This window comes from Paracoccus sp. 22332, from assembly GCF_052045125.1.
Classification (GTDB): Bacteria; Pseudomonadota; Alphaproteobacteria; order Rhodobacterales; family Rhodobacteraceae; genus Paracoccus; species Paracoccus haematequi_A.
Window position 1 is genome coordinate 1 of record NZ_JBQEOI010000039.1, and the last position, 24,197, is coordinate 24,197.

Here is a 24,197-nt window from a genome sequence, read left to right on the forward strand (position 1 = left end):
GGTAGTGTCCGCGGACGTGGTGTAATTTCACCGACACGTTCGGTGTAATCTCGGGTGGCCATCGAGGTGTATGATCGAGGTGGAGTTTCGACGCTTCAACCCCGGACCATACGGAGTCCCCGATGACCAAGACCACCATGGACCTGTCCGAGCTTTTGGCAAAGCACGATCAGGGTGATTTGCTGCGCAGCATCGCCGAGGCGGTTCTTCAGCTGATCATGGAAGCCGATGTTGACGGCCTGATCGGCGCCGGCCGGCACGAGCGCAGCGGAGACCGTACAACCTGGCGCAACGGATATCGCGAACGCGCGCTCGATACCCGCTTGGGCACTTTGAATCTGCGGGTGCCGAAGCTGCGGCAGGGCAGCTACTTCCCCGGCTTCCTCGAAGCCCGCAAGACCTCGGAACAGGCACTGGTTGCCGTGATCCAGGAGGCTTGGATCGGCGGCGTCTCGACCCGCCGGGTCGATGATCTCGTGCAGGCCATGGGGCTGAGCGGCATCTCCAAGAGCACGGTCTCCAAGCTGTGCAAGGACATCGATGAACGGGTCGGCGAGTTCCTGAACCGCCCGCTCACGGGGGAGTGGCCCTATGTCTGGCTCGATGCCACCTATCTCAAGCAGCGCCAGGGCGGGCGGATCGTCTCGGTTGCGGCCATAATCGCCGTGGCCGCCAATACCGAAGGCCGCCGGGAAATCATCGGCCTCGGCATTGGCCCCTCGGAGGCAGAGACCTTCTGGACAGACTTCCTGCGCTCGCTGAAGGCCCGCGGTCTCGACGGCGTGAAGCTCGTGATCAGCGATGCCCATACCGGTCTGAAGGCCGCCATTGCACGGATCTTTGAAGCTACCTGGCAAAGATGCCGGGTTCACTGGATGCGCAACGCACTCGCCCACGTCTCCAAAGGCCAACATACGGTGGTCGCGGCAGCAATCCGGCAAGCGTTCGAACAGCCCGATCGCAAGCACGCTGGCGATACCTGGCGCCATGTCGCGGAGCAGGTCCGCACCCGCTGGCCCAAGCTGGCAGACCTGATGGACGCCAGTGAGCATGACGTGCTGGCCTACATGGCGTTCCCCCGCCAGCACCGCACCAAGTTGCACAGCACCAACCCACTCGAACGCCTCAACAAGGAGGTGAAGCGCCGCGCCGATGTCGTGGGGATCTTCCCCAACGAAGCCTCGATCATGCGCCTGATCGGCGCGGTGCTGTTCGAGCAGAATGACGAATGGCAGACCTCGAGCCGCTACATGATGGTCGAGGCCTTCGCTCAGATCGACAAGGAGGAGATCGACCCCATTCTCAGCATTACCACAAAAGCCGCCTGATCATGACCTCAGGCCATCTGGGAAATTACACCAGCTTGACGGACGTGACCCGAAAACCGTCAAACCACCTTTGGGCGGGGCTTCAACGGGATCGCCTGATGCCCTTCGACTTTTCTCGAGCCCAGTGGCTACTCTTCCCAACCGGTCACGCACCGTGGTGTGATGGGGCGGATGGCAGGGGAGGAAGCTTTTCATCAGCCGCGCGGCTTCGCGAAAGGAATGCCGGGACCCAAGCTCCGCATGCAGCCGCTGCAACTCCGGGGTAGCCCGGTCTGGAAAGAAACAGGCCAGCGGAGAAATAGCTCCGCTGGGCATCGCTGCTGACCTGGCATCACAAGAACATCGGCGCAAGCGCGCGGCTTTGACCCGAACCCGCCCAAAGAGCGTGTCGAGAACGCGCGTGCGGTAGTGTCGCGTTTGGTTCCCGATTTCAATTGAAGCGATTAGCTGAAACCTGAGCGGTCAGGTTGGAGCTTGGCATTTCAGCAAAGGCTCGTCGGAAGGGCAGGGGGCTTACAGGCCTGCGGCCTTGGTCAGGTTCACCCGGAACCTGTCGCGGCGTCGCTGGTATCGGCGGGTCATCTCTGCGCTGGCATGACCGAGCTGCTTTTGAACATAGCGCTCATCAACTTCCGCGCTGCTTGCAAGGCCTGCACGCAGGGAATGGCCCGAGAACAGCCGCACGCGCTCGGCCTCAGGCAGATCAGGGCGTAGCCCGGCCTCGCGGGCGCAGGATTTGATCAGCCGGGCGACGTGCTTGTCCGACAACCGCTCGCCCGTAGCTTTCAGGCCGTTGCGCGACGTGGCGACGAAGATCGGGCCGAAGTCGATCCTTGCGTAATGCAGCCACTGCGTCAGGGCATGGACCGGGCAGGTCTGATCGGATGAGCCGCGGGCGATTTCGACCTCGCGCCAGCCGGTCTTGCCGCGTAGGGTGAGGAGTACGCCGCCCTCCAGGATCTCGACCCAGCCGCCGGAGTCAGGCGTGTCATCCTTGCCGTGGTCGAGGCTGACAATTTCGGACCGACGCAGGCCACCAGCAAAGCCGATCAGCAGGATAGCGCGGTCACGCAGGCCGCGCAGATCGTGGGGGAGGGTGGCCAGCATGTCGCGCAGGTCTTCAGGCAGGATCGCTTCTTTCTGGACCGGTGGCCGTGCGTGCTTGCGTCGGATGCCAGCCAGGACGCTGGCAATGTGGCGGTCCTTGCGGTCCAGCCGTTCTCCGCGCTGCGCATAGCCCCAGGTCAGGCCGGACAGCCGCCGCTCTATTGAGGAGACCGAGAGGGCACGGGCCTTGCCGCCCGGCGCTGCCAGATCGGCGATGTAGAGCCCGATCAGCTGGGACGACGAGGGGAGAGGGTCCGCGCCACGCATCCGGCACCAGCGCGCGAAGTGGGCCCAATCCTTGGTGTAGGCCTTCAGCGTGTTCTCCGACGCCGCCTGACGCGCATAGTCACGCGCCGTTTCGACCAGGCGGTCGAGCGTGCCCGAGCCAGCGACATGGGAGGGCAGGGCGATCGTGTCGCGCTCCGTATCAGCGCTGTCGTCCCGCTCATGGCGATCGGGACGTTCCGGGGGTTCTGAAGGCAATTTCTCGGGCGTTTCGGTCATACCGTCGAGCATACTCCCGCCAAGTCCGATAATGCAAACTTACCGGACGCCAATTATTCATGCCAGATGCGGCGCTTTTGGCGATCATATCTGGTATCAGGCGCCGCGGGCTGCTAGGCTGGGTGAATGACTCGGCCCCCGAAATCGCCGCCCGTCCAAGCCCCCGCCCCGCGCGTGCTGCCGCGCTGGGTCAGGCAGCGGGCCGGACAGGAAGATGCTGAAAGCGCAATCTTTTCCGCCGGTGGCGCCCTGGCGGCGCTGGACCCGCTGGTCCGGTCGGACGACCCGGTGGGTGCGCTGTGGCGCAAGCGGCTGGCATTGGGCGCGGCCGCGGCGGTTGCCGCACTGGATGGCCGGCGCGAGGGCGAAGCCCAGCTGCGCGACGCGGTTGCCCTGACCCGGCCGGGCGAGGATCCGGGCCCGGGTGGGCGGATGCTGATGGGATGGTACGCCCTGGGCGAGCCGCGGTCGCTGCGCGCGGCCGATTGGCCGGCCCGACTGCCGGGCTATTTCGATCTGCCGGCCGCGCCGCTGACCCCGGTCTTGCGCGACCTTGGCGCGGCGCTGGTCGGGCGCGCCCTGCCGCTGCGCTTTGCGGCCGAGGCGGCGGTGACGGTTCTGGCCCTTGGCCCGGCCCATCGCGGCCTGGCCTTGTGGCAGGCCGATGCGCTTCTGGCGCGGGCGCTTGGCTGGGACCGGCCGGTGCCGCTTCTCGCGCCGCATCTGCCGCGGGCGGCCTTCCGGCTGGAGGGCTCGGCCTGGCTGGCGGCCTGCGCCGGGGCCTGGGGCAGGGGGGCGGCGAGTGCCTTTGACCTGCATGCCGACCTTTCCCGCCGGGCTGTGGCCCTGCGCGCGGCGGCCCCCGCCTTGCGCGGCAAGGATGCGGCGGCGGCGGTGCGCGCGCTGCAGACCGAAGATGCCCTGGCCGCTCAGGCGGGCGAAAGATCCAGCGACCGCGCTGCAAGGCGGCTGTTTGACCGGCTGACCGCGCTGGGGCTGGTGCGCGAGCTGACCGGGCGGCCGACCTTCCGCCTGTATGGGCTTTAGCCATGTCCGAGCCGCTGGATACCGAATTGGCCGATCTGCCGCCGGCGCTGCGCTGGCGGGAATGGATGGCGCGGGTCGAGGCGGTGCTGTTCGCCGCCTCCGAGCCGGTCCCGCGCGAGGATCTGGCGCGGATCACCGGCCGGTCCTGCGCGATCGAGCTGCTGATCGCGGATATCGCGGCCGAGCTGGCCGACCGCCCCTATGAAATCGCGCGCGTCGCCGGCGGCTGGCAGTTGCGCACCCGGCCGCAATACGCGGCCGCCATCCGCGCCGCCCGGGGCGAGGCCGAGACGGCGCGGGGCCTGACCCGGAACGAGGCTTTGGTCCTGACCATCATCGCCTATCTGCAGCCGGTGACGCGGGCGGCGATTGCGCGGATGACGGGGCGCGAGGTCAGCCGCGACCTGATCGCGCGGCTCAGCCGTCAGGGCCTGATCGCGCGCGGCCCGCGCAGCCCCGAAGCGGGCGCGCCCTACAGCTATGTCACCGCGCCGGGCTTTCTGGCGCTGTTCGGCCTGGACACGCTGCGCGACCTGCCCGACCTTGAGGCGCTGCAGGATGCCGGCCTGCTGCGGCCCGACAGCGACCAGGATATCGGCTTGCCAATCGCAGGCGACGAGGCCGAGTAGGACGGCGACGGGTCTGCCGGCCCGTCGCGTTGGGGCGCCTGGCGCAGTTCGGACTGCTTTCAGATACGGATCTCTGTCGTCTCTCGGATACGCCGGATGAGTGACAGAAGAGCTAGCGAGGGCGGGTCGGTAGTGCGGTAGCAGATCCCGGCCCGCGCCGACCAGAACGCACCGTGTACCGGAAACTCACGCAGATTGTAGCGCTCGGCAAGGGGCAGGAGGCGCCGCGGAATTTGCGCCAGCCAGTCGCCTCGGCTCAGCATCTCAAACATATGGGTGGGGGAAGAGGTTTCGATAGAGATCAGCGGCGGCGGCAGCTCATGGGCCGCGAAGTAGGACAGGATCCGCCCGGTGCCGACCTGGTCGTCAGCCAGGACGATCCATGAGAAACCGACAATCTCCTGCGGCGACAGCGCGTCGGGCTGTTCGACCAGCCGCCGGGCCAGCGGATGCTCGCGCCGCCCGATCAGCGCGTGTTCGACTTCGAAGATGGACTCTCGCACCAGCCCCGCCTGAGCCGGGAAATCCAGCGTCGAGCAGATCAGATCATATTGCCCGGCCATAAGCTGTGGCACCAGCGTGCTGATCACCCCCGACTGGACCTTGAGCCGCACCTTCGGATTCTCGCGCAGGAAATCGGGGAAGATCGAGGGCAGGATCAGCGAATACCAGATCGGTCCCGCGCCGATCCGCAACATGGCCGCAGCGCCGCCATCGGCCATCTCGATCTCGGCCAGGGCGTGACGGTATTCCATATCCATCCGCCTCCCGTGCCGGGCGAGGATATCGGCAAAGCGGGTCGGTTCCAGCCCATGGGGCCGACGCTCGAAGAGCGGGACGCCCATCTCCTCTTCCAGCTGGCGGATCGCACGGGAAAGGGCCGGCTGGGTGACATGGACCTGCCCGGCTGCAACCGAAAGATTGCAGGAGTCATAGACCGCCAGAAAATAGCGCAGCGCGCGCGATTGCATCGGGGCTCCTCCTGCCTGCGGTATAAGATTAAGTCATATCCACAGCGAGCGAAAGCATTGGGTCTTTGCCGGTTTTCCGACGATGACTACCCCGAAGAGCGCCGAAGGGGGAGCAATGGCAGGGGTCGTCGAAGCCGCAACAGGCCTGAATTTCTATGAGCTTAGCCATGAATGGGGCCATGGCGTGCCGTCGATGCCGGGTGACCAGGATGTCATCATGTATCGCAGCGTGAAGCATGCCCAGCATGGGGTCATGGCGCATCGGTTGCGTATGGTCATGCATTCCGGGACGCATCTTAATGCGCCGATCCACATGGTTCAGCGCGGTCTCGGAGCGGGTGGGATCGCGTTGTCGCGGCTGTTCGGCAATGGCGTGATCCTGTCGATCCCGAAAGAGCGCTGGGGTCTGGTGGAACCCTCCGATCTGGAGGCCGCCACGCCCAGGATCCAGGACGGCGACCAAGTGGTGATCGTCACGGGTTGGCATCACAAATACTCGGAATCGCTGGAGTATTTCGGCGAGGCCCCTGGCCTTTCGAAAGCCGCCGCAGAATGGCTGGTGGCGAAGAAGGTGGCGCTGGTGGCCATCGACACGCCGCAGATCGACCACCCGATGGCGACATCGCTTGCGGGGCATCGCGGCGGGCCGCTGATGAATCGCCTGCCGAAACTTTACGCAACGGAAACCGGGCGCGACGGCAAGGCCGACCATCCCGAATGGAACATCGCGCATCGCATCCTTCTGGGTGCAGGGATCCCCACGGTCGAGAATGTCGGCGGCGAGGTCGATGCGCTGCTGGGCCAGCGCGCCTGCCTGCATGCCGCGCCCTGGCGCTGGATGGAGGGCGATGCCTGCGTGATTCGCTTCGTCGCCATCACGGATCCGGCCGGGACCGCCCGGATCGAATCCGGCAAGGCTGCCTGAGGGAGGGAAGAATGGCGCTTGAAATCTACGACCTGACGCATCGCTGGGGTCATGGCATGCCGGAATGGCCCTCGTCGCCCGGGGTCAACGTGACGGTGAAGAAATTCCACGCCAAGGATGGCGTCTACCAGACCGAGTTCGAGGGCATCATGCATCGCGGCACCCATATGGACGCGCCGCTGCATGTGACCGAGAACACGCCCAGCCTGACCGGCTATCCGCTGCCGACCTTCTTCGGCACCGGCGTGGCCATCTCGATCCCCAAGGGCAAGTGGGAAGTGATCACCGCCGCCGATCTTGAGGCCGCGACGCCCGAAATCCGGCCCGGCGACATCGTGATGATCAACACGGGCATGCATCACAAGATGGCCGATACCGACGAATATTATGCCTATTCGCCGGGTCTTTACCGTGATGGCGCCGACTGGCTGCGGGAGAAGGGCGTCAAGATGGTCGGCGTGGACGTGCAGGCCAATGACCATCCGATGGCCACGAAACTGGTCGATCACGGGCTGGGCCCGACCCACCCCCATCTGATCGAGGAATATCGCGCCTATACCGGCCGCGACGTGAAAGCCGATTTCCCGGATTGGGAGGCGGCGCACAAGTCGCTGATGGTCAAGGGCGGCATTCCCGGCATCGAGAATGTCGGCGGCGATCTGGACAAGGTCACCGGCAAGCGCTGCACCTTCATGGCCTTCCCCTGGCGCTGGCCAGAGGGCGAGGGCTGCGTTGTCCGCATCCTTGCCGTCATTGACCCGGATCAGACCTTCCGCTTTGGGGGGGATGCGTGATCATGGCAGAGATTTCGGCACAGCTGCGCGATCCTCTTTCGGCCTTCGCCGTCGCCGGCAAGGTCGCCATCATCACCGGCGCCTCGGGTGCCTTCGGGCGCGGCTGCGCCCTGACGCTAGCGGCAATGGGCGGCAGGCTCTGCCTCGCGGCGGGGTCGGCGGGGGAACTGGCCGAGGTGGCGGATGAAGTCCGCGCCCTGGGCGGCGAATGTGTCACCATCCAGCGCCGCCCCGACAGTCTGGAAGATGCCGAGGCAATCCTGAAGACCGCACTCGACGCCTATGGGACGGTGGACCAGCTTGTCATCGCCTCGGGATACAACAAGGCGGGCTTCATCCAGGACCAGCCGCTTGAGGAGTGGGAGGCGGTGATGAACGCCAATGTCCGCGGCAACTGGCTGATGGCCAAGGCCGTGGGCAGCTGGTGGATCGACCAGAAGAAGCGCGGCAAGGTGCTGATGATGTCCTCGGTCCGCGGTCGGCATGGCAATGTCTCGGGTTATACCGGCTATTGCACCTCGAAGGGGGCCACCGATGCGCTGACGCGGGTGCTGGCGACGGAATGGGCGAAATACGGGATTACGGTCAATTCCATCGCGCCCACGGTGTTCCGGTCGAAGCTGACGGCCTGGATGTGGTCCGAGGATGAGGTCGGTCAGGCCACTCGGGCGCGGTCTCTGGCGCGGATTCCGCTGGGCCGGCTGGGCGAGGTCGAGGATCTGATGGGCATGGCGCTTTACCTGCTGTCGCCGGCGTCGGATTTCTGCACCGGCCAGATCATGTATGTCGACGGCGGATTGACGGCGGGCTGAGCGATGGAAAGCAAAGCCCGGATCGCCGTCATCGGAGCAGGCCTCATGGGCCATGGCATCGCCTGGATTTTCGCCGCCGCGGGCCATGAGGTGCGGCTGCAGGACCCCGATCGCGGAATGCGCGATGCCGTCGGCCAAAGGCTGTCCGACATTTCGGAACTTCTCGACCGGGCGCCGAATGCTGCGGGGCAGGTCCAGCCCACGGCCAGTCTGGCGGATGCGGTCGCGGATGCAGATTTCGTTTTCGAAGCCGCACCCGAGCGGCTTGATCTGAAACGCGAGCTCTTTGCCCGGGTGGCCGAGCTTGCGCCGGCCCATGCGATACTGGCTTCGAACACCTCGGCGCTGCCGATAACGCGGATCGCCGAGGGGAATCCCGCCGCGGACCGGATCGTGGGTACGCATTTCTGGAACCCGCCGCATCTGGTACCCCTGGTCGAGGTCATCGAATGCGAGAAGGTGAACGAGGCCGCCATCGCCCCGGTCATGGCGCTGTTGCGCGCGGCGGGGCGCCATCCGGTGCATGTCCGCAAGGACGTTCCGGGCTTCATCGGCAACCGCTTGCAGCACGCGCTGAAGCGAGAGGCCATCGCGCTGGTTGCCGCGGGCGTCTGCGACGCCGAGACGGTAGATGATGTGGTGAAATACGGTTTCGGCAGGCGGCTGGCCGTGCTGGGGCCACTTGAGCAATCGGATCTGGTCGGGCTCGACCTGACGGTCGCCATCCATGAGACGCTGATGCCCGATCTGGACCGAACGGCCATTGCGCATCCCTATCTGCGCGCGCGCGTTGCTGCCGGCGATCTGGGCATGAAATCTGGCCGGGGCTTCCGGCACTGGACCGAAGAAACGGCAGGTGCGGTCCGCAAGCGGCTGGCCGATTTCCTTGCAGCCGAGGCCCGCAATGCCGCGAGGGGAGGAGAGAACTGATGAAGGTGACACGTCTGGCCGAGGCCCGGCCCTATGAGGCGAAGGCCCATTTCGCGATGACGGGCCTGCGCCTGCAGGGCGCCGAAGCGGGACCGTGCGATTTCGCGACGCTGGGCCTGTCGCATTTCCTGCCCGGTGGCGGCGCGGAAAGTTCCGCCTCGGCGGTGGAGAAGCTTTACGTCGTCGTCACGGGCGAGATCACCATCATCACGGACGCAGGCGAAACGGTGCTCGGGCCGATGGACAGTTGCCGCCTCGCCCCGGGACAACGGCGTTCGATCCTGAACCGCAGCAACCTGCCAGCCTCGATGCTGGTGATCCTGCCTGCAGGCTGAGCGGGCAGACCATGTGGGGCCAACCTGGGGAGGAGGGGCCATGACCAGCAAAACCAGCTGCCGGAAATCCTGGCTCGCCTCGGCGAATGGCGATACCGATTTCCCGGTCGAAAACCTGCCGCATGGCGTTTTTGTTGCCGCAGACGGCCCCCGTCTGGGCATTGCCATCGGCGATTGCGTGCTGGATGTGGCGGCGGTGGATCACGGTATCGACCCCGGGCTTCTGGCGCGTCCGGTGTGGAACGATTTCATGGCGGCAGGTCCCGCGGTCTGGGCGGCGTTGCGACACCGGCTGCAGGATCTGCTCAGCGATCCGGCGCAGCGGCCGGCAGTCGAGCCGCATCTGAGACCCCTGGCCGGCATGTCGCTTCTTCTGCCTTTCGCGGTGACGGAATACACTGATTTCTATGCCGGAATGCATCATGCGCAGAATGTGGGGGCGCTGTTCCGCGATCCGCAGAATGCCCTGCCGCGCAACTGGCTGTCGATCCCGGTGGGCTATAACGGGCGGGCCTCGTCGGTGGTGGTTTCAGGCAGCGATATCCGCAGACCCTGGGGGCAGATCCTTGACCCCGGCGCCGATCTTCCGCGCCTTGCCCCTTCGGCCCGGTTCGATTTCGAGCTGGAGCTGGGTGCAGTGGTGGGCCTGCCCTCGACCGGCATGATCGACACCGCCCGCGCCTTTGAGATGATCTTCGGCTATGTGCTTCTGAACGACTGGTCGGCGCGCGATATCCAGACCTGGGAATACCAGCCGCTCGGGCCGTTCCAGTCGAAGGCCACTGCCACCACCATCGGCCCCTGGATCGTTCCTCGCGCCGCATTGGAGCCGTTCCGCATCGGCGCGCCGCAGCGACTGCGCCCCCTGCTGCCTTATCTGGAGGAGGCCGAGCCCAGCCGCTATGACATCGGCGTTGAGGTCCTGTTGCAGCCGGAAGGGGGCGAGGCACAGGTGATCACGCGGACCGGAGCGGATGCGCTTTACTATTCGGCGGCCCAGCAGCTCTGCCACCACGCGCTTTGCGGTTGCGCGATGCGTACGGGCGATCTTCTGGGTTCGGGCACGATTTCGGGGCCGGACCCTGGCAGCTACGGGTCGCTTCTGGAAATCACCCGCGGCGGGATAGAGCCGCTGGCCCTGGGCGGCGCCGAACGGGCGGGTTTTCTGGCCGATGGCGACAGGGTCACCCTGCGTGGCGCGGCCAGAGGCAAGGATTATCGCATCGGCTTTGGCACATGCGAAGGCAGGGTTCTGCCGGCCGCCGGGCTACCGCCGGCGTTCCAGTTGGCGGAGGAAGACTTGGTTTAACGCTGCGGCCTGTCCCGGGGATCGAAAGAGACGGGCCGCCACAATGGGAGGAAAGACATGAGAAACTTGCTTTGCACCGCGGTTCTGGCGCTGGCTGCGGCCTTGCCGGCCGGGCTTGCGATGGCCGATCCGGTGGTGCTGAAACTCGCCTTCTTCGGCCCCGCGGCCGAAGTGAATTATGCCAGGGTCATCAAGCCCTGGGTCGATGCGGTCAATGCCGATGCCGGCCAGGCCGTGCGGATCGAGGCCTATCCCGATGGCGCCCTGGGCAAGGGGCTGCCGGCGCAGCCGCAGCTGATCCTGGACGGGGTGGTCGACATCGCCTTCGTCAACCCGAGCCTCGCCTCCGGCCGCTTCCCCGATGATCAGGTGCTGGAACTGCCGGGTCTATTCAAGGACCTGCCGCAGGCAGTGACGGTCTACCGCCAGCTGCTGGCCGACAAGGCCCTGCGCGGCTATGAGGATTACGTCGTCCTCGGCTCGATGATGAACCCGAATTACAACATCGTCTCACGCAGCAAGATCGACAGTTTCGCCGATCTGAAGGGGCAGAAAGTGCGCATCGTCGGGCCGATCATCGGCCAGACCGTGATGGCGCTGGGGATGGTGCCGGTGATGATGCCGCCGACCGAGATCGTCGAGGCGATGGGCCGCGGCACGGTCGACGCGGCTACCCTGGTTCCGGCGGCGATCGTGGATTTCGGCGTCGACCGGGTTGCGGAGAACAACTACCTGATCCCGCTGGGCAATGGCCCGCTGACCCTGCTGATGAACCGCGCGAAGTACGAAGCCCTTCCCGCGGATGCGCGCGAGACTCTGGACCGCTATGGCATCGACTGGGTCAACGACCTCTACCTCAAGGAACTCGGCTCCTATAACGAAGAGCTGATCGCTGGCTTCAAGGCCGATCCCAAGCGTCATGTCGCGGCGCCGGGTGAGGCCGAGGCAGCGGAACTGGCCGGGATCTATGAGGGCGTGATCACCGAATGGTCTGCCAAAGCGCCCGAGAATGCGGCCCTTCTGGAACGCACCCGTGCCATCATCGCGGCCCTGCCGCAGTAACCGGATCCTGCATCATGAACCGCTGCATCCGCATCTTTTGCCAGGGAACGAGCGTCCTGGGCCTGGGGCTTCTGTTTCTTCTCGCGGTCGCCACCATGTCGGACGGGCTGATGCGCTCGTTCCTGTCGCGGCCGATCGATCTTGTGCGCGAGATCGGCGATATGGTTGCAGCCATCGGCGTGTCCTTGTGCCTGCCCGTCGCACTTGAGGCACGCAGCAATATCACGCTCAGGGCGCTCGACCGGCTGCGGCCGGGCGCCGTTGCCCGCATCGCCGATGTCTTCGCCGACATCCTGGTGCTTCTGGTTCTGATCGGCATCGCCTGGCAGTTCTGGATCTTTGCCGGCAAGACCGCCCGGGCGGGCGAGGTCACCTGGATGATGAATATCCCCAGGGCGCCGTTCTGGTATGTGGTCGATGTAGCGCTGTGGAGTGCGGCGGTGATCCAGCTTCTGGTTCTGATCCGCCATTTGCGCGGCGAGGGCACCACACTTGACGCCGAGGCTGCGCCATGACCGCAACTGCAATCGGTGTTCTGGCCCTGGTAGCCCTTTTCGCGCTGGTTCTTCTACATGTGCCGCTGGCCTTCGCGATGATCGTGGTCGGCATCTTGGCCTTTGCCTTGCAGACAAGCTGGGATTCGGCGGTGACCTTCCTTGCCTCCGACCCGTCTCAGGTTCTGGCCAGTATGGATCTGGCCGCCATCCCGATGTTCCTGATGATGGGAACCTTTGTCAGCGTCGCGGGCTTTTCGAAGGATCTCTACGCCTGTGCGGCAAGCCTTCTGGGCCACCGGCGTGGCGGGCTTGCCTATGCCACGATCGGCGGTAGCGCGGCCTTCGGCGCCATCTGCGGATCGTCGCCCGCAACGGTTGCGACCTTCACCCGCATTGCGCTGCCCGAGATGCTGAAGCGTGGCTATCAGCCCGGCTTCTCGGGCGCTACCATCGCCGCCGGCGGTGCGCTGAAGGCGCTGATCCCGCCCTCGATGAGCATGATCCTTTATTGCGTCGTGGCGCGGACCTATATCTTCGACGTCTTCATCGCGGCGGTGATCCCGGCGATCCTGACGCTTCTGGCCAATGCACTGGCCATCGCCTGGATCGTTCGGCGTGAGCCCTCGGTTGCGCCTCAGGGCGAGCTTTCGCATGGGGCAGAAAGATGCGGCGCCATTCTGCGCGCGCTTCCCGCACTGCTCCTGATCCTGACGGTCTTCGCGGGGCTTTACAGCGGCATCTTCACCGTGAACGAAGCGGCCTCGGTGGCGGCGGTGGTCTCGTTCCTGTTCGCCCTCATCCGCCGCACGCTCACGCTTGAAAACCTGACTGACGGGGCCATGGCCACTGCGGCGGTTGCCGGGATGATCTATTTCGTGCTGATCGGCTCGTCGGTCTTCACCTATTTCGTCAGCCTGGCACGTATCCCCGAATTGCTGATCGAGGGGGTGGGTTTCCTGAGCCTGCCGCCAGTCGCGATCATCCTGGCGATGCTGGTGATGTATCTGATCCTCGGCGCGATCTTCGATGAGCTTGCGGCGATGATCGTGACGCTGCCCTTCGCGCTGCCGATCGTGACCCATCTGGGCTACGATCCGGTCTGGTGGGGGGTCGTGAATGTGGTGATCGTCGAACTGGGCCTGATCATTCCGCCCATCGGTATGGTGATCCTGATCCTGCAGTCGATGCGGCCCGATATTCCGCTGACGCGGCTTTACAAGGCGATCATGCCCTTTGTCGTCGCCGACATGGCCGTGCTTCTGCTGCTGGTCCTGTTCCCGTCGCTTGCGACCTGGCTGCCGGCCTATCTCGCATTCTGAGTCGCTTCGTCGTGGGCCGGGCCCTGCCCGGCATCCGCCGCAGGTGCGTGGGTTGCTGCAGGGGGGGCGTCAGCCCCATTGCAAGCGGATCAGTCGGTAGGCCAGATAGAAAATCGCCGCCGGCACCGCCAAGGTCACGAACACACGCCAGGGTCGCCTGACCCGTTCAATCAGCTTGCCATGTCGCGCCTTGCCACCCAGCCAGCTGGACAGTCTGGCCAGCCAGCCCGGCGCAATCGGCGCACCCAGCCACGAGATCCGTGCCTGATCGCAGATACGGTCGCGCAGGGTCCAGCCCAAGACCATGCAACTGCCCGAGGCCGCGACAAGGCCCAGAAGCACGACCCAGTTGCCTTGCAGCATCTCCAGGAAGTCGCCAGGCTGGAACCGGGCACGTGCAAGCCAGACGATCGCCAGAACCGCCAAAGTTCCAAGCAGCGCATAGTTCAGACGGTTTACGATGACTCGCATGGTGATCAGATCGGCCACGGCACCCTGCTGCCTGGGCGCGATCGCCGGCGCGATGGCGCCAAGCTGGGCGAACCCCGGTTGCAGCGTCAGCGGCGCATAGCCGTTGCAACCGTTCAGCACCATGTCGGAGGTTGCGGTGTGAACGACCGGCATCGCGCTGACTTCCGGGTCAACCCGAATCCGGCGCGGCTGATAGCGGTAATAGCCGCTAAGCCCCCGGCGCGAATCGTGGATCGGCGCGGTGGGGGTTCTGCGACCGAGCTGGTCGGTCAGCGCGCCGCGCCGCAGCTTCAGGCCAAAGCCCTTTGCCTCGCTCGCCATCCACTCCAGCGCCTGAAAAGCCGGTCGATCATCGGGATACCCACCCCCGATGTCGGAATGGCAGCCGGGGAACCACACTTCCTGAATGTCCTGAGCCACGCCCGCCGGGCCCTTCGCCCGATTGCAGTTCAGCGGGGTGAAGGTCAAACGCTCTTCGTCTAGCGCCATGGCATGACGCACGCGGCGCACAACCTGCGAAACCTGGCGATTGCGGAACGTGATCGGCGCGATCCAGAAATCCCAAACGCTGCGCAGCTCTTCGATCGGCAGGCCATAGGCCTCGACCGTATCGAACAGGCCCAGGAAATGGACCTCGACCCCGCCAAGCGGATTGCCCGCCGCGTCGAACTGCATTGGCGCAAGGCCCGCGCCCCGCCCGGCCAGAACTGTCACTGTACCCTAATTAATCAGAATCTTGTCTGAAATTATCCTGGAAAATCAATGGCGGCTTGTACCCTTAATTTTCATATTGTACCGTTAATTACCATACTGTACCCTTAATTGCCGTACGGTCGAAACTGTGGATAAGTGCCGACCTCTTGGGGCGGGGGATTTAGGTGGCCAGCGAGCGTATTGCGAAACATCGTGCAGCGGTTCTTCGGCCGATCCTGGAGCTTGAGAAGAGGGGCGAGCCGATCAGTGCTGCTATCGGTGACGCCGCTTGGGAACTCGGCTTGGCGAAAAGCCACACATGGTCGCTCTACCGACGTTTGAGAGAGAACGATGCACGTGCCACGGCGTTGGAGTTGGACCGTCGCGGGCCGAAACCGGGGTCGAAACGGATCGCGCAAGACGTCGAAATTATCATCGATGAGAGCCTGCAGTGTTACTATCTGGTTCGCGAGCGCTCGAGCTTTCTTCGAATCTGGCGTGAGATCCGTGCCGAGTGCGAAGCGAAAGGATTTCAACCCCCGACCCGGAAAACGGTCAAAGCCCGTCTCGACGCGATGGATCAGCGAGAGGTCATCCGGAAACGGCGCGGGGCGGAGGAAGCTGACAAGGTCTTTGCCGTGCGTCCCGGGCGTCTTAGGATGTTGATGATCGACGAGGTGCACAATCTGCTTGCTGGCAGCTACCGGGAGCAACGCCGTTTCCTGAACATGCTCCGGTTCCTCGCGAACGATCTCTGTGCCTCGCTCGTCGTCTTCGGTGTGAATGAAGCCCTGGAGGCGGTTCGTGGAGACGACCAACTGGCCCGACGTTTGGACGAACACTACCTGCCGCTCTGGGAAGACGATGTTGAGTTCTCCCGGCTAATCCAGACGTTGATCGCCGCGATGGCGCTCGAACAACGGTCAGGCCTGACGGTGGCGTCGCTCCGGACGATCCTGAAAGTGACCGGCGGTGTCACCTCTCGCGTGTTCATCATGATAAAGTCCCTGGCCGTCGATGCGATCGAAACCGGAGAAGAGCGGATCACGGACGAAGCAGTTCAGGCCTGGCAACCGGTTTGGACGAAGCACGCCTGGAACATCCCTCGCCAGCCTGCCGCCGCATTCGGGTGAACGTCAGACCGTTACCGTTCCGGCCACCGCCGGCGCGCGATGAGCTTCTTTCCAGCTGGATCGGGCGACTGGCGAAGGCCAATCATTGTTCGGTTGAAGAGTTTTGTGGCCATCTGGGTTTGGGGCAGGGCAGGGTGCCGGAATGTGCGAACGACCTGCGGGCGGTGAACTGGGTGCGACTTTGTGCGGCGCTTCAGCAGACCCGGGATGAGATCACCGCCATGACCCTTCCTGACACGATGCATCATTCCGTGCGATGCGTGTCGCGGCATGACTTCCAGTATTGTCCAGGGTGCCTTGAGAAAACACCCGATCTGGTTCTTCGCCATTGGCGCTTGACGTGGTCGATGACCTGCGAAACCTGCGGCCAGGCTCTGACAACCAAGTATCCAGCCAAAGATGTATCAGGCAGGCTTCGTGCTCGAGCTGTAGTCGGCGCGGAAGCTCTGAAGACGGCTGCCGCCACGAACGATCCCAGACGGTTGCGCCGGATTAGTCTGACCCTGCATGTCATGTCGGTGCTAAAGATCGGGCATCTATGGTCGCTCACCTCCGGGAGCGAGCGCGAAAGGCTCCTGGCACTTGCTGCGGTCGGTATCGGCACGACCCGTCCCTTGTTGGGAGCCGCCATCATCCTGCGCGGAAACGACCGGGGAGCCCGGGAGTTGCGCCGTGCCTTTCCTCAACATCGTCGGTTGATTGAGCGGGTCTGTGGGTTGTCGCGGGATCTTGTCCAGCGGCTTCCGGGGCGGAGCGAAACAGAGCACCCGACGGGGCAGAAAACGCATGGAACGAGCCGCGCAAGTGCATCCGAGAGCGCTTTGCAAGCAGCCCGTCAGGCCATATCCGAGCTTGGACCCGACGCAAAACGTGAAGCACTTCTGACCCGCGCCGATGCAATCTGGAAACGCTCGAGCGGGATCGAGCACTGACGCGTGTTGCCTGTGGATATATTGTAATTAAGGGCACAAAAACGCCCCAAAATGCCCTGAATCCGCAGAATCTGATTAATTAGGGGACAGTGACACCGGGTCTGAATCACCCACACCTTTTGCTGCTCGGCAACACGCAGATGTTCGACGGCGAAGCGTTCGGCGATCATGGTCTTGCCGTTATGGTAGGGACCGGCAAGCAGCAAACCGCGTGGGCGCAGGGATGGCGGTCGCTCAAGCAGCAGTCGCATCGCGTCATGCGCCGCGCCGGCCGCCGGATGGCTGATCCAGCGCGGCGCGCGCACATGGGCGATCCGCACTGCGTCATCGGCCTGCAAGAGTGGGACGGTGGCGGACATGAGGTGGTCCGGCACCTTACCAATCCTCGATTGGGAAGATCCGCCGCGGACGATCCGGGTCGAGCTTTGCCTGGGCCGAGGCGGAAGGCGTAGCGAAGTCGGCATAAGGCTTCTTTGCCTCGGTGGCATGCCGGGCGCGGGTCATCTCCTTCAAACGGCTTTTGGGGGTTTTGGCGGCGGCAACAGTTGCGGCGATTTCGCGTCGGATCGCTGATGCCTCCTGCACAGGGCGCCGCTGGATTTCGCGCCGCCGCTGTCGATCCGCCTGGTGCTGCCAGAGCGTGATCGGCTCGGCCAGTCCGTCCCGTCGCCTGACCGGCCGCCAAGCCTGGGTATCCGGATCCTTGACGTAGATATGGCTGATGTCGCGAGGATCATAGCACAGATCGAGCGGGGCCAGCCGGTCACGACGCGCAACCAGCGGGCCAAGCCAGGGCTCGAAATAGTCGATGGCGAAGAGACTGAAGCCCTGAGGTGAAATCTTCCGCGTCTTGCGTGGCAGGAAATTCAGCAGCACATCGACAGGTGCATCGATCGGCCGGTCTTTCGGCTGGAATCGATCTTCCCACTCTTTCGCCGGAACGGTCAGCTTGCGCGCATTCTGGCTCAGGTTGTGGTCGATGATCGCGAGCGCGATGCAGCGTTCGAGATCCGCGAAGCTGAGCCGTGCCCGCGCTTCCGAGGCATAGTCGCCCCGATCCGCGATGGAACGCCCCGTCTTGCCCGGCAAGGCGCGTAGCGCGGTGTTCACTTTCCCCAGCAGGCGTTCGACGACTCCGCCCCGATGCACGGTGCCCTTGTTCCGCATGCGAATGGAAATACCATAGTCCGCGCATCCTCTGCTGAAGGTGCTGCTTTGGAATTCCTTGGCGGAATCGACGACGATCTGCTTTGGGCGACCGTGCATCGGCCAAGCATGATCGATACTGCGTTCTGCCAGCCAGTCAATCTTGCAGCACATCGCGTGCGCCAGACAAAGTGCCACAGACAGTCGCGACGGCCGCTCGAGGGTCAGGCAGAAGCCGATGATCGCGCTCGTGGCCACATCTGCAGCGATGGTCAGATAGGGGCGCCCAACGAAAACACCGTAGTCATCAATAACCTCGACAAACTGGATGTCTGCCGGCGTGTGATCGATCTGGACAACGTCGAGCGCGTGGTTAGCCCGGATGTAGCCCGGTCGCGGCTTTAGCCGGTGCAGGTGTTTACCATCTGACAGGCGGCGGCGGGCAATTTCTTCCGGGGCAAACAGAGTGGGGATCCGCCGGGCGACAGTGACATAGGTGGGCGGCCTGTGCCCTTCCTCTGCGCAACGGGCGCGGATCTCTTCAACGATTGGTGCAAGGTCCGGCTGCTCGGGGCGCAACCACATCTCCCGCAGGGTCATCGCAATGATGCTCTCGACCGCGGGACTGATCCTAGGTTTCCTTGTTCCACTCGTTTGCGGCAGCAGGGACGATACCCTGCGCTCTTCCCGATACCGCGCCAGATAGTTGTAGACTTGGCGTGTCGAGAGCCGCAGCTCGGATGCCGCGCGCACCACGGCCTCACGCACGGGCGCCACTCCGTCAAGAATCCGGTCCAGCTCACGCGCGGTACGCGTTGCCTTGGTCCACGCTTCATCCGAAACATGCCCTCCGCCGGACATCATCGATATGACGCTTTCGAGACTGGCTGCGCCGTGCGCCAACAGAGCCGCCACTCTTTGAAATACGGAACCAAAATTGAAGCCTTAAGCTGAAAAATGATGTGTGCTTACCCCGTATCATCCAGAAATCACGTAATAATCATGTGCTGAAATGGTGAAGAAAATGCGACACTGGTTTCTGCCGGGACCATTCGAAGAAGAACCAGATGATTTGCCTCCCGGGCCGCGTGCAGAACCGCCGGACACTGCCGTCATCGAAGACTGGGCAAAGGCAGAAGGCGTTCACGCTGCGCGACTGGCAAGAGTGGCTGGACGCCTGGGTGCTCTGGATGACAGGCTGCTGCGTGGCGCGGAAGGCTGGCGGCATCGCCTCGCTCTAATCGAGGCAGCGGACCTTAGCTGGTTCGCAGGGGATCGGGTGAGTTCTGATCGTCTGGCGCTCTGGATATCGATGCGGCTGTCAGGTGCACAGGATGACCCAAATGCCCTGGCAAGAGTAGGATGGGCTGTTCGGCGCCTGACAGGCGGTCCCGGACCAAAGGCTGACTTGGCCGCCTTCCTGGATCGCCGCGATCCCGAAAACATTGAAGACAGCGCTGAACGTTTCGAAGATCGCGCGGGCGGATGGCTGGACGTAATGACAGCCGCGGCCGATCTCCACCCGATCACGCGTGCTTGCATGGGCTTTCATCTCTGGAGCCTGGCCGGCATCGGACAGCGCGGCGACCAGATGGAAGCCGCCGTCACCGCGTCCAGGATCGCGGCCAGCGACGGAAGCGGCGCCGTCTTCGCACCGCTCGCCATGGGCGGGGCAGGGGGGCTCCGTGTTAGTGGCCCGCCGGTCGATCGCCTCGCTCGCTGGCTTGAGGGACTGGCGACGTCGTTCCTGACTGCGATGCGACACCTAATACGTGTTCCACGCGCTTGCAGCTCATGCTGCATCAACAGGGCGACCCTAATACCTTTGCCGGAGTCAAAGCGGACCTTTTCAGATATTGGGATATCAACGGGGATGGGCAGATACAGACCGAGGAAATTGCTCAGATCGCTCGCAGCGAATTCACCAGTTCCGATACTGATGGCGATGGTTTTGTGTCGGGCAGGCAATTGGCGAACGGCTCGACTACATTCAATGCCATCCTGATGATGCTCCGGCCTGCGCGTCGCACCCCGTGATTGGTCCCCATACGGGGTGTGGCAAAGGCGGGGGTCGAGCCGCCTACCGCGGCTCAGTTGTTCCGGGGTGGAGGCGGTCTCATGCCTGCGCCGCGCTCGGCGGTGAAATCGACGGGGATGGTCAATGTTCCGGCATAGCCGCTCGATGGGTCGCCGCTCAGCGCCAGTGTCTGCTGTCTGATCTCGGCGTCGGTGTTGTCCGAGAATACGTTATCGCGGGCAATCGTGATGCGGCCAAGGTTGCGGGTGCCGTTGGAATAGCGCGCGTCGGCCGCGTAGACGGCGGCACAATCGGCTTCGGGCAGGGCGATCTGCGCGGTCAGGACCGAGGCTTCGCCATCGACTGCGGCTGCGGCGCTTTCGAACACCTCGAAATGGATATGCGGCCAGCGGCCGTCATAGCAGCCCGGAAAGATCGTTGTGAAGCGCACCAAGCCATTCTCATCGCTGATGCCGACCCCGCGTAGGTAATTGGCGTCAGAGATGTCGTAGAGCGAGTAGCGCCCCGTCGTGTCGCAGGCCCAGATATAGATCGCGTGACCGGCAAGCGGCGTGCAGCCGGCGGCATTCTGGAGCGTCAGTTCGAGGTCGAGCCTCAGACCGTCGGCCGTGCCGGAATAAGCTCCGAACGAGGTGCGCAGATCGGTGCGGATCACGCCTTCCTGGGTCAGCACATTGACGACCTGGCCGGATCTGGAAATCGAGCCGTCGCCGGGATAGGGGCCGGCGGTTTCCCAGGGCAAGGCCACACATTCCAGCGCATGGGCGGGCGCGGCTGCCAGACCTGCGCCAAGGCCGCCGAGCAGCGCAAGCATCCGGCGGCGGCCAAGCATCTTTGTCAGATCCTTGGCGAAGCCTCCATCGTGAAGGTGTTCTTCGTCGTGGTGATGGGACATCGTGCTTGTTCCTCTCGTGCTTGCTATTTTACGGCTTGCGAGCCGGGCAGGCTGCCGGCCTTCGTCACATTGTCGAAAACATGCTTCAGGGCAGCCAGGATGTGCAGCGCCAGGACGGCGGTGATGAACAGCCCGAGCAAACCGTGGACCTGGCTGGCCAGGACATCAAGCCATTCGATCTGGCCGATGGACGAAACCAATGTCACATTCCAGACATCCAATGCCCGTCCTCCGGCCACAGTCATGAGAATGCCGCTGAGCGGCATCAGAACGATTGCCGTCAGCAAGAGGATGTGAACGACCCGCGCGACGCGACGCTGCCAGAGGGGTGTATCGGCGGACTCGGCCGCGAAGCCATGCACGATCCGCCAGCCAACGCGCCAGAGGCCGAAGGCAAGAACGAAGACGCCAAGCGCCTTGTGCCAGTCCATAAGCCCGCCGATCGTTTCGCGGTCAAGGCTGCCATAGGCCATTGTCAGGCCAAGGCCGAGCGCCCCCATGAAGGCTATGGCTGCCGTCCAGTGGTTGAGCCGGGAGACACGACCGTAGGCCGTTTCCTGTTCGCGGCGGATGTTCATGGCGATGCTCCTTTGCGGGCCATGTATCTTTCTGGTAAGATATAGAGACAAAATATCTTTCTTGCAAGATAAATTTTCATGAGCTATCTTATGGCCATGACCGATGCCATCGAAGCGACCGTTGAAAGAATGCGCCGGAACTGGCCTGAGGCCCGTGCAGACCAGGCGCGCCTGGTCATGACGCTCACCCGCCATGCACGCCTGATGCAGGATGCGGCACAGACCGCCCTGCAGGCGTTCGGGCTGACCCGCTCGGAGTTCGAACTCCTCGCCGCGCTGAGGTCACATGCACCTCCGCACCGACTCACGCCGTCCGACCTTTATGACGCGCTGCTGATGTCCTCCGGGGGGCTGACCAAAGTGTTGAAGGGGCTGGAATCGCAGGGGCTCGTCTCGCGACCGGCGGGCGAAGGTGACGGACGGTCTCGGCCGGTCGAGTTGACTTACAAGGGGCGCGATCTGGTCGAGCGGGCGATGCCTGCCGTTCAGGAAGCTGAAGCCCTGTTGCTGCAAACCATCAATCCGGACACCATGACTCCACGCGCGAGCCCGAGCAGAAGCGCATCGTAAAGAAGGTGCTCAGCACACATATCTGGTCACGAACAGGAGATGGCATATGCACAATGCCGCCCAAACATCCGGGTCGAAGGCTCTGACGATTGTTATGGTCCTGTCCATACTTTCGATTTTTCCGCCCTTGGCCACGGACATGTATCTGTCATCATTCAACGACATTCAGGCCCATCTGGCCGCGCCCGACGGGGCGCTGGAGCTGTCACTGTCGGTGTTCTTCCTCGGGCTTTGCGTTGGCCAGCTGGTGTTCGGCCCGCTGATCGACCGGTTCGGCCGCAAGGGGCCGCTGCTGATCGGGGCCGGACTGTTCTGCGTTGCGACGCTGCTGCTGCTCCTGACCAGTTCAACCTCGATGTTCATCGGCCTTCGCTTCATCCAGGCGCTCGGCGCTTGCGGCGGTATGGTGGTCGGTCGTGCGGTGGTGACAGACCTCTACGAGGGCAAGGCGGCGGCGCGAACGATGACGCTGCTGGTCATGCTGATGACGATCGGGCCGGTGGTCTCGCCGCTGCTCGGGGGCATTCTCGACACAAACTTCGGCTGGCGGTCGGTGTTCGTCACCATGCTGGCGGTCGGCGTGCTCGCGCTTGTGCTGGCGATGACGCTGCTGCCCGAGACCCTGCCGGCCTCGAAGCGGCTGAAGACGCCCTTCGCCGGTGTGTTCGGCCACTACTGGAAGCTGTTGATATCCAGGCGCTTCGTCGTCCCCGCCTTGGTCAGTTCGTTCGCCCAGGCCGCGATGTTTTCATTCATCACGGCCTCATCCAGCGTGTTCCAGGGCGTGCTCGGTCTCGGCAAGATCGAATATGGCCTTGCCTTCGGCTTTGTCGCGCTCGGCCTGGTCGTCGCGTCATTCGTCAACAATTGGCTGCTGTCGAAGCTGGAGGTCAAGACGATCATCAGTGCCGCCCTGCCGCTGTTCGTTGCCATCAGCCTCGTGCTTCTGCTGGTTTCGGGCACGCACCAGCTGTGGGTTCTGATCATTCCGCTCTGGTTCTCGATCGCCATGGTGGGCTTGATCAGCGCGAACGGCACCTCGATCGCGATGGAGGCGACGCGCGGGCAATCGGGCGTAGGCTCGGCTCTGGTCGGCGCCATGCAGTTCGGCGTTGCCTTCGTATGTTCGGCAATCGTGGCCTCGGCGATTACGGCAAGCGCCCTGCCTCTGGCGCTCGGAATATTGCTCCCCGCCATTGTCGCGCTTGTGCTCTGGTTCGTCGGCAGAGGGCCTTCCGGCAACGAAGATATTGCAGCCGCGACTCCGCCGACCTCAGTTCCATAGAGCGGGGGCCTGTTTATCTGCGTCCAATCGTCATCTTGTCGCGCAATTCCTAGGGTCAGGATGCATTGATTTCTGTTGCGCTGCGTGATTCACGCCTCCGAAAACGGAGCGGTGACATGAGCGATCTCTTCTGGCTGACCGACGCGCAGATGGCGCGCCTGGCTCCCTTCTTTCCCAGGTCGCACGGGAAGCCCCGGGTTGATGACAGACGGGTGCTGAGCGGGATTATTTTCATCAATCGCAATGGCTTGCGTTGGCGCGATGCGCCCGCCGCGTATGGCCCACATAAGACGCTCTACAGCCGGTGGAAGCGTTGGAGCGAAAAGGGCATCTTCGCGCGGATGATGGCCGGGCTGGCGGCGGAACACGGCGAGAAAACGACCGTGATGATCGACGCAACATACCTCAAGGCCCATCGAACGGCGACCAGCATGGCCGCCAAAAAGGGGGGCGTGGTCGCCTGATCGGTCGAACCAAAGGCGGTATGAACACCAAGCTGCACGCCATCTGCGACAGTCAGGGGCGACCGATCGACCTGTTCGTCACCGCTGGACAGGTCAGCGATTATATCGGCGCTCGGGCCCTGCTGAGTGGCCTGCCAAACGTCAAATGGCTACTCGGGGATCGTGGCTATGACGCTGACTGGTTCAGAGAAGCGTTGCAGGACAAGGGGATACGTGCCTGCATCCCAGGCCGGAAGAAACGCAAGACGCCGATCAAATACGATAAGCGGAGATACAAGCGGCGTAACCGCATCGAGATCATGTTCGGCAGGCTCAAGGACTGGAGGCGCGTCGCGACCCGCTATGACCGATGCCCCAAGGTCTTCCTCTCAGCCATCGCCCTCGCGGCTCTCGTCATCTATTGGTTATGAATCCTGACCCTAG

At 63.8% G+C, this 24,197-nt stretch carries 25 protein-coding genes and 2 pseudogenes; 19 read left to right on the plus strand and 8 right to left on the minus strand.

Translation table 11 applies throughout. The annotated features are described in order from the left end of the window. The first annotated feature begins 122 nt into the window (after positions 1-122). Positions 123-1,328, plus strand: a complete 1,206-nt coding sequence (locus ACTJI6_RS19970; protein WP_440803160.1) for an IS256 family transposase — start codon at positions 123-125, stop codon at positions 1,326-1,328. A gap of 51 nt (positions 1,329-1,379) precedes the next feature. Here ACTJI6_RS19970 and ACTJI6_RS19975 read toward each other — a convergent pair. Both ACTJI6_RS19975 and ACTJI6_RS19980 read right to left on the minus strand, forming a co-directional pair. Then, positions 1,380-1,736, minus strand: a pseudogene (locus ACTJI6_RS19975) (ISKra4 family transposase); the annotation flags it as partial. 105 nt (positions 1,737-1,841) lie between these two features. Beyond that, positions 1,842-2,939 (minus strand): tyrosine-type recombinase/integrase, encoded by a 1,098-nt coding sequence (locus tag ACTJI6_RS19980; protein WP_440803162.1) that lies wholly within the window; start codon positions 2,937-2,939, stop codon positions 1,842-1,844. Positions 2,940-3,065: 126 nt separating this feature from the next. Between ACTJI6_RS19980 and ACTJI6_RS19985 the strand changes: the two genes are divergently transcribed. Together ACTJI6_RS19985 and scpB are read left to right on the plus strand one after the other, a co-directional pair. Continuing rightward, positions 3,066-3,986 carry a DUF1403 family protein gene (locus ACTJI6_RS19985; protein WP_440803163.1) on the plus strand — a complete coding sequence of 307 codons (921 nt, stop codon included), beginning with the start codon at positions 3,066-3,068 and terminating at the stop codon, positions 3,984-3,986. Positions 3,987-3,988: 2 nt separating this feature from the next. Next, entirely contained in the window at positions 3,989-4,615 is a 627-nt protein-coding gene (gene scpB, locus ACTJI6_RS19990) for an SMC-Scp complex subunit ScpB (RefSeq protein WP_440803164.1), read from the plus strand. Positions 4,616-4,674: 59 nt separating this feature from the next. Here the strand turns inward: scpB and ACTJI6_RS19995 are convergent, their stop codons facing one another. Beyond that, positions 4,675-5,586: a LysR family transcriptional regulator gene (locus ACTJI6_RS19995; RefSeq protein ID WP_440803165.1), complete on the minus strand. Its 912-nt coding sequence runs from the start codon at positions 5,584-5,586 to the stop codon at positions 4,675-4,677. Positions 5,587-5,701: 115 nt separating this feature from the next. Here ACTJI6_RS19995 and ACTJI6_RS20000 point away from each other — a divergent pair, with 115 nt between their 5' ends. The 9 genes from ACTJI6_RS20000 to ACTJI6_RS20040 are packed head-to-tail and all read left to right on the plus strand — an operon-like array spanning position 5,702 to position 13,569. Continuing rightward, the gene (locus ACTJI6_RS20000) at positions 5,702-6,511 is read left to right on the plus strand and encodes a cyclase family protein (RefSeq protein WP_440803166.1); all 810 of its coding nucleotides are present in this window, start codon (positions 5,702-5,704) and stop codon (positions 6,509-6,511) included. A gap of 11 nt (positions 6,512-6,522) precedes the next feature. Beyond that, positions 6,523-7,305 carry a cyclase family protein gene (locus ACTJI6_RS20005; RefSeq protein WP_440803168.1) on the plus strand — a complete coding sequence of 261 codons (783 nt, stop codon included), beginning with the start codon at positions 6,523-6,525 and terminating at the stop codon, positions 7,303-7,305. 2 nt (positions 7,306-7,307) lie between these two features. Further along, entirely contained in the window at positions 7,308-8,117 is an 810-nt protein-coding gene (locus ACTJI6_RS20010; RefSeq protein WP_440803170.1) for an SDR family NAD(P)-dependent oxidoreductase, read from the plus strand. A 3-nt stretch (positions 8,118-8,120) separates the two neighbouring features. Beyond that, entirely contained in the window at positions 8,121-9,047 is a 927-nt protein-coding gene (locus ACTJI6_RS20015; RefSeq protein WP_440803171.1) for a 3-hydroxyacyl-CoA dehydrogenase family protein, read from the plus strand. Further along, positions 9,047-9,382: a cupin domain-containing protein gene (locus ACTJI6_RS20020; protein WP_440803172.1), complete on the plus strand. Its 336-nt coding sequence runs from the start codon at positions 9,047-9,049 to the stop codon at positions 9,380-9,382. The genes ACTJI6_RS20015 and ACTJI6_RS20020 overlap by 1 nt, the downstream gene beginning before the upstream one ends. A gap of 40 nt (positions 9,383-9,422) precedes the next feature. Beyond that, the gene (gene fahA / locus ACTJI6_RS20025; protein WP_440803174.1) at positions 9,423-10,691 is read left to right on the plus strand and encodes a fumarylacetoacetase; all 1,269 of its coding nucleotides are present in this window, start codon (positions 9,423-9,425) and stop codon (positions 10,689-10,691) included. Positions 10,692-10,748: 57 nt separating this feature from the next. Beyond that, complete coding sequence (gene dctP, locus ACTJI6_RS20030) at positions 10,749-11,753, plus strand: TRAP transporter substrate-binding protein DctP (RefSeq protein WP_440803176.1); 1,005 nt, start codon at positions 10,749-10,751, stop codon at positions 11,751-11,753. A gap of 14 nt (positions 11,754-11,767) precedes the next feature. Continuing rightward, complete coding sequence (locus ACTJI6_RS20035) at positions 11,768-12,268, plus strand: TRAP transporter small permease (protein ID WP_440803178.1); 501 nt, start codon at positions 11,768-11,770, stop codon at positions 12,266-12,268. Then, on the plus strand, positions 12,265-13,569 hold the full coding sequence (locus tag ACTJI6_RS20040; protein WP_440803179.1) for a TRAP transporter large permease: 1,305 nt from the start codon (positions 12,265-12,267) through the stop codon (positions 13,567-13,569). Before ACTJI6_RS20035 ends, ACTJI6_RS20040 begins: the two co-directional genes overlap by 4 nt. Before the next feature lie 69 nt (positions 13,570-13,638). On the opposite strand, the gene ACTJI6_RS20045 is transcribed toward ACTJI6_RS20040, so the two are convergent. After that, on the minus strand, positions 13,639-14,715 hold the full coding sequence (locus ACTJI6_RS20045; RefSeq protein WP_440803181.1) for a phospholipase effector Tle1 domain-containing protein: 1,077 nt from the start codon (positions 14,713-14,715) through the stop codon (positions 13,639-13,641). A gap of 203 nt (positions 14,716-14,918) precedes the next feature. Between ACTJI6_RS20045 and ACTJI6_RS20050 the strand changes: the two genes are divergently transcribed. Then, a complete protein-coding gene (locus tag ACTJI6_RS20050) occupies positions 14,919-15,866 on the plus strand; it encodes a TniB family NTP-binding protein (protein WP_440803183.1) in 948 nt (315 codons plus the stop codon). Then, complete coding sequence (locus tag ACTJI6_RS20055; protein ID WP_440803189.1) at positions 15,863-16,798, plus strand: TniQ family protein; 936 nt, start codon at positions 15,863-15,865, stop codon at positions 16,796-16,798. Before ACTJI6_RS20050 ends, ACTJI6_RS20055 begins: the two co-directional genes overlap by 4 nt. On the opposite strand, the gene ACTJI6_RS20060 is transcribed toward ACTJI6_RS20055, so the two are convergent. Together ACTJI6_RS20060 and ACTJI6_RS20065 are read right to left on the minus strand one after the other, a co-directional pair. Next, the gene (locus ACTJI6_RS20060; RefSeq protein WP_440803185.1) at positions 16,702-17,157 is read right to left on the minus strand and encodes a TniB family NTP-binding protein; all 456 of its coding nucleotides are present in this window, start codon (positions 17,155-17,157) and stop codon (positions 16,702-16,704) included. The two genes, ACTJI6_RS20055 and ACTJI6_RS20060, sit on opposite strands and share 97 nt — an antisense overlap. A 16-nt stretch (positions 17,158-17,173) precedes the next feature. After that, complete coding sequence (locus ACTJI6_RS20065) at positions 17,174-18,847, minus strand: Mu transposase C-terminal domain-containing protein (protein ID WP_440803186.1); 1,674 nt, start codon at positions 18,845-18,847, stop codon at positions 17,174-17,176. Positions 18,848-18,956: 109 nt separating this feature from the next. Between ACTJI6_RS20065 and ACTJI6_RS20070 the strand changes: the two are divergent. Then, positions 18,957-19,712, plus strand: a pseudogene (locus ACTJI6_RS20070) (hypothetical protein); the annotation flags it as partial. Positions 19,713-19,738: 26 nt separating this feature from the next. Further along, positions 19,739-19,981 carry a hypothetical protein gene (locus ACTJI6_RS20075; protein WP_440803187.1) on the plus strand — a complete coding sequence of 81 codons (243 nt, stop codon included), beginning with the start codon at positions 19,739-19,741 and terminating at the stop codon, positions 19,979-19,981. A 53-nt stretch (positions 19,982-20,034) separates the two neighbouring features. On the opposite strand, the gene ACTJI6_RS20080 is transcribed toward ACTJI6_RS20075, so the two are convergent. Both ACTJI6_RS20080 and ACTJI6_RS20085 read right to left on the minus strand, forming a co-directional pair. Next, entirely contained in the window at positions 20,035-20,877 is an 843-nt protein-coding gene (locus tag ACTJI6_RS20080) for a dioxygenase family protein (protein WP_263568364.1), read from the minus strand. Positions 20,878-20,900: 23 nt separating this feature from the next. After that, positions 20,901-21,455 (minus strand): cytochrome b, encoded by a 555-nt coding sequence (locus tag ACTJI6_RS20085; RefSeq protein ID WP_263568365.1) that lies wholly within the window; start codon positions 21,453-21,455, stop codon positions 20,901-20,903. Between the two features lie 78 nt (positions 21,456-21,533). Here ACTJI6_RS20085 and ACTJI6_RS20090 point away from each other — a divergent pair, with 78 nt between their 5' ends. From ACTJI6_RS20090 to ACTJI6_RS20100, 3 genes are all read left to right on the plus strand, one after another. Beyond that, positions 21,534-22,025, plus strand: coding sequence for a MarR family winged helix-turn-helix transcriptional regulator (locus ACTJI6_RS20090; RefSeq protein WP_263568366.1), 492 nt, complete (start codon positions 21,534-21,536; stop codon positions 22,023-22,025). Between the two features lie 46 nt (positions 22,026-22,071). After that, positions 22,072-23,310: a multidrug effflux MFS transporter gene (locus tag ACTJI6_RS20095; protein WP_263568367.1), complete on the plus strand. Its 1,239-nt coding sequence runs from the start codon at positions 22,072-22,074 to the stop codon at positions 23,308-23,310. Between the two features lie 116 nt (positions 23,311-23,426). Beyond that, positions 23,427-24,184, plus strand: a protein-coding gene (locus ACTJI6_RS20100; RefSeq protein WP_101754952.1) for an IS5-like element ISPso2 family transposase whose coding sequence is annotated in 2 segments (ribosomal slippage) — positions 23,427-23,751 and positions 23,751-24,184 — 759 coding nt in all. Because the reading frame shifts where the segments join, the coding sequence is not laid out codon by codon here. The last annotated feature ends 13 nt before the right edge of the window (positions 24,185-24,197 follow it).

Coding starts and splice junctions, on each gene's coding strand:
- ACTJI6_RS19970 (WP_440803160.1), top strand. CDS start 123: ATGACCAAGACCACCATGGACCTGTCCGAGCTTTTGGCAAAGCACGAT.
- ACTJI6_RS19980 (WP_440803162.1), bottom strand. CDS start 2,939: ATGACCGAAACGCCCGAGAAATTGCCTTCAGAACCCCCGGAACGTCCC.
- ACTJI6_RS19985 (WP_440803163.1), top strand. CDS start 3,066: ATGACTCGGCCCCCGAAATCGCCGCCCGTCCAAGCCCCCGCCCCGCGC.
- scpB (WP_440803164.1), top strand. CDS start 3,989: ATGTCCGAGCCGCTGGATACCGAATTGGCCGATCTGCCGCCGGCGCTG.
- ACTJI6_RS19995 (WP_440803165.1), bottom strand. CDS start 5,586: ATGCAATCGCGCGCGCTGCGCTATTTTCTGGCGGTCTATGACTCCTGC.
- ACTJI6_RS20000 (WP_440803166.1), top strand. CDS start 5,702: ATGGCAGGGGTCGTCGAAGCCGCAACAGGCCTGAATTTCTATGAGCTT.
- ACTJI6_RS20005 (WP_440803168.1), top strand. CDS start 6,523: ATGGCGCTTGAAATCTACGACCTGACGCATCGCTGGGGTCATGGCATG.
- ACTJI6_RS20010 (WP_440803170.1), top strand. CDS start 7,308: ATGGCAGAGATTTCGGCACAGCTGCGCGATCCTCTTTCGGCCTTCGCC.
- ACTJI6_RS20015 (WP_440803171.1), top strand. CDS start 8,121: ATGGAAAGCAAAGCCCGGATCGCCGTCATCGGAGCAGGCCTCATGGGC.
- ACTJI6_RS20020 (WP_440803172.1), top strand. CDS start 9,047: ATGAAGGTGACACGTCTGGCCGAGGCCCGGCCCTATGAGGCGAAGGCC.
- fahA (WP_440803174.1), top strand. CDS start 9,423: ATGACCAGCAAAACCAGCTGCCGGAAATCCTGGCTCGCCTCGGCGAAT.
- dctP (WP_440803176.1), top strand. CDS start 10,749: ATGAGAAACTTGCTTTGCACCGCGGTTCTGGCGCTGGCTGCGGCCTTG.
- ACTJI6_RS20035 (WP_440803178.1), top strand. CDS start 11,768: ATGAACCGCTGCATCCGCATCTTTTGCCAGGGAACGAGCGTCCTGGGC.
- ACTJI6_RS20040 (WP_440803179.1), top strand. CDS start 12,265: ATGACCGCAACTGCAATCGGTGTTCTGGCCCTGGTAGCCCTTTTCGCG.
- ACTJI6_RS20045 (WP_440803181.1), bottom strand. CDS start 14,715: ATGCAGTTCGACGCGGCGGGCAATCCGCTTGGCGGGGTCGAGGTCCAT.
- ACTJI6_RS20060 (WP_440803185.1), bottom strand. CDS start 17,157: ATGTCCGCCACCGTCCCACTCTTGCAGGCCGATGACGCAGTGCGGATC.
- ACTJI6_RS20075 (WP_440803187.1), top strand. CDS start 19,739: ATGCTGCATCAACAGGGCGACCCTAATACCTTTGCCGGAGTCAAAGCG.
- ACTJI6_RS20080 (WP_263568364.1), bottom strand. CDS start 20,877: ATGTCCCATCACCACGACGAAGAACACCTTCACGATGGAGGCTTCGCC.
- ACTJI6_RS20085 (WP_263568365.1), bottom strand. CDS start 21,455: ATGAACATCCGCCGCGAACAGGAAACGGCCTACGGTCGTGTCTCCCGG.
- ACTJI6_RS20090 (WP_263568366.1), top strand. CDS start 21,534: ATGAGCTATCTTATGGCCATGACCGATGCCATCGAAGCGACCGTTGAA.
- ACTJI6_RS20095 (WP_263568367.1), top strand. CDS start 22,072: ATGCACAATGCCGCCCAAACATCCGGGTCGAAGGCTCTGACGATTGTT.